7 protein-coding genes are annotated in these 6218 nt (G+C 39.5%); all 7 read right to left on the bottom strand.

From position 1 onward, the window contains the following. Nucleotides 1-2: 2 nt before the first annotated feature. The 7 genes from GR929_RS15660 to GR929_RS15690 all read right to left on the bottom strand — a co-directional run bounded on the left by GR929_RS15660 (nt 3) and on the right by GR929_RS15690 (nt 5959). On the bottom strand, nt 3-461 hold the full coding sequence (locus GR929_RS15660; protein ID WP_159521468.1) for a toxin-antitoxin system YwqK family antitoxin: 459 nt from the start codon (nt 459-461) through the stop codon (nt 3-5). A gap of 131 nt (nt 462-592) precedes the next feature. Next, complete coding sequence (locus tag GR929_RS15665) at nt 593-1804, bottom strand: ABC transporter permease (protein WP_159521470.1); 1212 nt, start codon at nt 1802-1804, stop codon at nt 593-595. Beyond that, nucleotides 1805-2626 carry a class I SAM-dependent methyltransferase gene (locus GR929_RS15670; RefSeq protein ID WP_159521471.1) on the bottom strand — a complete coding sequence of 274 codons (822 nt, stop codon included), beginning with the start codon at nt 2624-2626 and terminating at the stop codon, nt 1805-1807. It abuts the gene before it with no gap. Nucleotides 2627-2628: 2 nt separating this feature from the next. Beyond that, entirely contained in the window at nt 2629-2967 is a 339-nt protein-coding gene (gene rbfA / locus GR929_RS15675) for a 30S ribosome-binding factor RbfA (protein ID WP_159521473.1), read from the bottom strand. A gap of 85 nt (nt 2968-3052) precedes the next feature. Continuing rightward, nucleotides 3053-4429, bottom strand: coding sequence for a TrpB-like pyridoxal phosphate-dependent enzyme (locus GR929_RS15680; protein ID WP_159521475.1), 1377 nt, complete (start codon nt 4427-4429; stop codon nt 3053-3055). A 362-nt stretch (nt 4430-4791) separates the two neighbouring features. Beyond that, nucleotides 4792-5481 (bottom strand): DUF2238 domain-containing protein, encoded by a 690-nt coding sequence (locus GR929_RS15685; RefSeq protein WP_159521477.1) that lies wholly within the window; start codon nt 5479-5481, stop codon nt 4792-4794. A gap of 10 nt (nt 5482-5491) precedes the next feature. After that, complete coding sequence (locus GR929_RS15690) at nt 5492-5959, bottom strand: hypothetical protein (protein ID WP_159521479.1); 468 nt, start codon at nt 5957-5959, stop codon at nt 5492-5494. Nucleotides 5960-6218 lie beyond the last annotated feature (259 nt).

Consider the following 6218-nt stretch of genomic DNA (forward strand, 5'->3'; position numbering starts at 1 on the left):
ATTCAGAATGTACGCTCACTGATTAACTCACCAACTTCATCGTACTTTTTCCATGTTCCGACTTTATTTCCTTCGGCATACATCATTTCATAAATCAGTTTGCCATTGTCGTTCCAAATTAACCATTTACCATTTTTAACACCTTCTTTGTAATTTGCTAATGCAATTTTTTGAGCTTTGTCGTTATAAGTGGTCCATGTTCCGTCCATTTTACCATTCTTATAATTCCGAATTTCGTTTAATTTACCATTTTCAAAATAGATTTTTACTTCACCATCTTTTAATCCATCCTTCAGGGTCATTTGTACATTTGTATTGCCATTTTCGAAATAAGTCGTGTACTGGCCGGTGTATGGTGTTGAATCGGCATAATAGACACCATTAATTTCGTTGATGTTTTGTGAGCTGGTATATAAAGCAAAAAACATTAATAAGCTGATAATTAAGCTGAATTGTTTCATTGGGGCTCCTTTCTTTATTGTTATTAGTACTTTTCTGTTTGTTAAGACAAAGTTAAGTCGAGAGATGTGTAATTAACAAATAATTAACGTTAAATTTCGAATAAAAAATACCTGTCAGAGATCTCTGTGGGCTAGTCCAATCTTGAAGATAAGTTTTTGACCGGATACCAGGCAGCAAAAAATCCGATACTTAATACGATTAAAAAAGTAGCTAAAACGTCGAAGAATTGCAAACTTACAGGGTAAGCCGATAGTGCAAAAGAGCCATTGCCCGGAAGTTTTAATAACTCGAATTTTGTTTGCGCCCAAACCAGGGCAATTCCTAGTAGCATTCCTAAAATGGCGCCTGAAAATGAAACCAACCATCCTTCAAACAGAAAAATTTGTCGAATCAGTTTTCTGTTGGCTCCCATGCTTTCCAGTATTTTAATGTCGTTTTTTTTGTCAATAATAATCATGGTTAGCGAGCCCAGCAGGTTAAATGAAGCGATAACCAAAATGAAGCTCAGTATTAAAAAGCTCGACCATTTTTCTGATTGCATTACCCGGTATAGGAATTCGTGCTGTTCAAAGCGATCTTGTACCACAAAATCATCACCCAATATTTGTTTCGAAGCTGACTTTACCCGGTCGATGTCCGCTTGATTATCGAGCTTCAATTCGAATGAAGAAATTCGCCCTTCCATTTCAAATATGGAGCGAGCAAAATCAATGGGAACCAAGATATACTTGCTGTCGATTTCCTGCTCAACAGAGAAAACACCGGCGGTAAAAATATAATCATGATTGAGTGCTTGCTCCAGGTTTATCAGGTTTTTAAAATCTTTACGCGGAACGTACACATGAATAGGACTGATGAACGATAATCCGATCGATAGGTCATGCCGCACACCTTCGCCTATAACGGCGTAGCTTTGCGAGCCTTTTTTTAGGAAAAAGTCGCCTTCAAGTAAAATAGAATCCAATCCTGAAAAGTTAACGTAGTCGTTCGGAACACCTTTAACAACGGCATATTTTTGCCGGTCTTCGTAACGAAGAAGTGCATTCTCTTCAACCACCTCAGCATAGTCAATTACTCCTTCCAGGTGTTTGACTGATTCGAAATCAGCATCTTCCAAAGTAAAGCTCTTGCCTTTTACAGCGGTAATTTTAATGTCAGGATCAAAGTTGGAAAGCATGCCTCCAATAAAGCTGTCGATCCCGTTAAAAGCTGAAAGTACAACAATTAAAGCGGTGGTTCCAACAGCGACACCAACCATTGAAATCGCAGAAATCAGGTTGACAATATTGGCTGACTTTTTGGATATCAGATAACGACGCGCTATGTAAAAGGCAAGCTTCAATTATTTGTAGGCTTTAACAATCAGTCCGGTTCCGGTTTTATGCGTATTGCTGACATCTAAATAATTCAGCACAAGAGAAAGTGGAAAAACAATTAAATAGTAGAATGGAAGCAAAATGAAAAACAATTTGCTGACACCCAATAGCAAAATGGGATATTTCATCGACAGTTTCCAGGAAATTTTTCCGGGAGCACCATACGAATAGCGGGCTTCTACTTTGCTAAACCCGGCATTTTTTAGTTTGTCTTCTATTTCATTGATATTGTATCCGTCACGCACATGCTCATCAATAAAGCCATGTACGCCTTCTTCTTCGTGGTCGTGATGCGAATCTGATCCGCCCTGGTCTGAAGGGGTTGAAATTAAAAGAACACTGCCTTTCTTCATTGACTGGCAAAAGTTTTCAAATACCTTGGTGTCCTCTTCGATGTGTTCCATTACGTCAATGGAAATCACTAAATCGTACGCTTCTTTGTTGGTATATTTTGTCAAATCAGCATATTGAAATTTAACCTGCTCTTCTTTCCCTATTTGTTTGAAAAACTGGTTGCAGTCTTCAATTTGTTCGGGTTTTATATCGGCAGCTGTAATTTTAGAACCCGGAAAAAGCTTCGACATACGATAAGTGTATTGTCCGAATCCTGAACCGGCATCTAAAATAGTTGGACTAGCCATTCCCTGTTTTCTTAAAACCCGCAACTCCTTGCGAATATGCCAGGAACGTAGCAGTAGCCAATCGAGTAATTGGTAAAAGGTTTTCCGAAGAAATGGATTTTGGTTAAAAACCTTGCCTAGCGAGCGCTTAATTGGGTCGTACTGCATGTTTACTTATTTAAAAGGCGGTCGATATTATCAATGTAATCCAAACTGTCGTCGATGTAAAATTCCAACTCGGGAATCACACGTAATTGTTTACCAACTTTGCGTCCAAGTAATCCTCGAATTTTTGGATTCGCAATTCTGATTTGCTTTAAAACTTCTTTGCGATTTTCAGTTGGAAAAATGCTGATATACGATTTCGCAAGACCAAGGTCAGGGCTTACGCGTACCGTAGTTACGCTGATCATTTTTCCCATAAATAGGTTGCGGCTTTCCTTCAGAAAAATGTCCGCTAACTCCTTTTGCAGCAGTCTGCTTATTTTTTGTTGACGAGTTGATTCCATGTTAAATTGAATTTCCGGCAAAGTTACAAAAAAGTCCCACCAAAATGGCAGGACTTAATTATAGTAATTAAGATAACTTTGTCTTCTACTTTGGAAGAGGATATCCCTTCAGTTTTTCCAGATTTAGTGCAATCTCTGCATCTGGGTATTCGTAGTCGTGTAATTCTCCGTTCAGGTATTTGTCGTAACCAACCAAGTCCATTAAGCCATGACCACTAAAGTTGAAAAGAATGGTCTTTTCTTTACCTTCTTCTTTAGCCTTTTTGGCTTCGCGAATAGTGGCAGCTATGGCGTGTGTTGTTTCTGGTGCCGGAATGATGCCTTCTGTTTTTGAGAATAATAGGCCGGCTTCGAAACACTCACTTTGGTGAATCGCTTGAGCTTCCATCAGGTTGTCGCGTAAAGCAGCACTTACTAATGGAGACATTCCATGGTAACGCAAACCACCAGCATGAATTGGCGCAGGAACAAAGTTATGTCCCAAACTGTGCATCGCCATGAGCGGGGTCATTTGTGCCACATCACCATTGTCGTAAATAAAAGGAGCTTTGGTTAGAGTTGGGCACGAAAATGGCTCAGCTCCAATGATCTGGATGTCGGCTCCATTAATTTTGTCGTAGATAAATGGAAATGAAAGTCCGGCAAAATTGCTACCGCCTCCGCAGCAGCCGATCACAACATCAGGTTTATTGATTCCCACTTTAGCCAGCTGTTTTTTAGCTTCTAAACCAATAATGGTTTGGTGCAACATCACGTGGTTCAATACCGATCCCAGTGCGTAGCGGGTTTGTCCGGTCGAGTCGCCCACGGCAGCTTCAACCGCTTCCGAAATGGCAATACCCAGTGAGCCGGGAGTGTCCGGATACTGAGCTAATACATCACGCCCAGCCTTGGTTTCCATACTTGGGCTGGCCACACATTGTCCGCCCCAGGTATTCATCATCATTTTGCGAAATGGCTTTTGGTCGAAACTTACCCGAACCATAAATACCTTGCACTCTATTCCGCCAATAACCGAGCAGGCAAAGGAAAGGGCAGATCCCCATTGCCCGGCACCTGTTTCAGTGGTTAATTTTTTAATGCCAAATTGTTTGTTGTACCAGGCTTGCGGAATGGCTGTGTTTGGCTTATGGCTTCCTGCAGGAGAAACACCCTCGTTTTTGTAGTAGATTTTAGCGGGAGTTCCCAACGCTTCCTCTAATTCATAGGCCCGAATTAACGGACTGGGACGCCAGCGAAAAAGGTGTTCACGAATTTCTTCCGGGATGTCGATCCAACGCTCCTGGCTCACTTCCTGCTCAATCAGGTTCATTGGGAAAACTGGTGCAAGCATATCCGGACTTACAGGATTTCCATCTGGTCCTAGTGGCGGATTTAGAGGGGTTAATAGATCGGGAGCTAGGTTGTACCATTGTTTGGGCATATCAGCCTCATCCAAAAAGATTTTCTTTTGTCTGGTCATGATTTTATCGTTTTATTTAGTGTTTTCAAAAAATAAAAAAGGGGTTTGCTGTTTAAACAGCAAACCCCTTCCGCAACCATTAATATGGTCGTACAATATTATTTTGCTCACGTGCTTCCATTTTCACGTTGCGCTGATGCCATTCTTTACCAAATTGTGGAATTGTATGCATATCTTCATTTTGCGTGCCTAAAACTAATTATTATTTTTTAGTTTTCAAGAGCCGAAAACAACGAGGCAATATTTTATAGTGATTCTTGATTGCAGGTTCAATTTTCAGATTATGATTTGAAGAATTGTCTATTCTGCCAGCATCAATGAGCTTGTGTTACCAAAGAGGCTGTAAATACCGATTTGTTTATTTAGTTGGTTGCCACTGACGTGTGGCACTTTTTAATAAGAATTTTTTCTGTTGATTTTTGATGAGTCGAATGTGACTGGTTGATCATTTTGTGCAAGTGTTTGCTGCCAATAAAAATGGTAAGGATTGCTCCAAGTAGTGCGCATAGCATATCTGATTGGGCATCCCACACGTATCCTTGTGTTCCAAGTACGTCATAGGTGTAGCTATTATCTCCGAGAACAACGATGAAAAGCCATTCGAACAATTCGTAAAATGCACTGACCGAAAGAGCAATGTTGAGCGATAGAAAATTGATCCAATAAAAGTTGCGCACAACATGGTTCTTAATCAAAACTTCCCATGCAATGAGCACCGGCAATATTCCCTGAACAACGTGTCCCAGTTTGTCAAAATCATTTCTTTCGAAACCGAACATGCCCTTGAGATTTTCAAAAAGTGGAACATTCGGGAACGAATAATGCGCTCCGACCGTGATTAGGCTCGCTGCGATGAAAAACCAGGTGTTTGTTGTATTGGAAAACCTGATTTTTTTGTAAAAATAAATGTAAACAACTATGAGAAAGAAAACACCAATAATCTCAAGTAGCCATACGTTATAGTCTTTTGGGCTAATTGCTGACCATATAAATAGCAAAAGGTACATAACCAATAAATATTCTGGATATGATTTTTTATTAAGCCATTTCATTGTAAAGGTTTTATGTATTCCGAAGATTTCTTTTGTTTTTTAAAAGATAGTAACGGAAGAACGAGTTATATGCGAGTATAAAAACAATAAAGATGAAAAATGAAACGATAAAAATTGCCATTCCATAAATGAAAAAGAAAGAAAGCAGCCAAAAGGCAATCGTAAAATACACTGCGGCGATCAGGGCTTTTATCCGGATAGCTTCAAAATATTCTTGTTCATCTTTTTCCTTCGAAAAGGAAATAAGGGCAATCCCGATTATCGTCAGAACTGCCGCTAGTTCGTCGAGTATGTTTGTTTGTGACAATACAAAGTAGCGTGTTTCAAGGTATGTGGTTACAAAGGCAAATATTCTGACATTGAATATCTCTGGCTTCCCTCCCCAGAAATAGAGATAGGCAAAAGGCAAAGCCAAGACTACAAGTGCGAAGCCTAAGCACTTTGCTTTATAAGGAAATATTGAAAGTTTATACTCCATTCCATCCCTTTAAATTAACATTCGCAACCAGCATATTTTACGGTGCCATCTTCAAAATGTATTTCTAAACCAACTAAGCCAAACTTGTGATTATAGATAGAGATAACATAATTAACACCCGGAGAATGACTTGTATATTTAACCCGAATTATTCATCTCGAGTACAATAAAATGGGTGCAAAGTGTTATCTTTAAGTATATTAAGCAAAACAACAACACTTTCTAACGCACCCATTTATGAGCAATAAAGATACCGTTT

This window comes from Sunxiuqinia indica, assembly GCF_009847015.1.
Lineage (GTDB): Bacteria > Bacteroidota > Bacteroidia > Bacteroidales > Prolixibacteraceae > Sunxiuqinia > Sunxiuqinia indica.

Coding starts and splice junctions, on each gene's coding strand:
- GR929_RS15680 (WP_159521475.1), bottom strand. CDS start 4,429: ATGACCAGACAAAAGAAAATCTTTTTGGATGAGGCTGATATGCCCAAA.
- GR929_RS15685 (WP_159521477.1), bottom strand. CDS start 5,481: ATGAAATGGCTTAATAAAAAATCATATCCAGAATATTTATTGGTTATG.
- GR929_RS15660 (WP_159521468.1), bottom strand. CDS start 461: ATGAAACAATTCAGCTTAATTATCAGCTTATTAATGTTTTTTGCTTTA.
- GR929_RS15690 (WP_159521479.1), bottom strand. CDS start 5,959: ATGGAGTATAAACTTTCAATATTTCCTTATAAAGCAAAGTGCTTAGGC.
- GR929_RS15670 (WP_159521471.1), bottom strand. CDS start 2,626: ATGCAGTACGACCCAATTAAGCGCTCGCTAGGCAAGGTTTTTAACCAA.
- rbfA (WP_159521473.1), bottom strand. CDS start 2,967: ATGGAATCAACTCGTCAACAAAAAATAAGCAGACTGCTGCAAAAGGAG.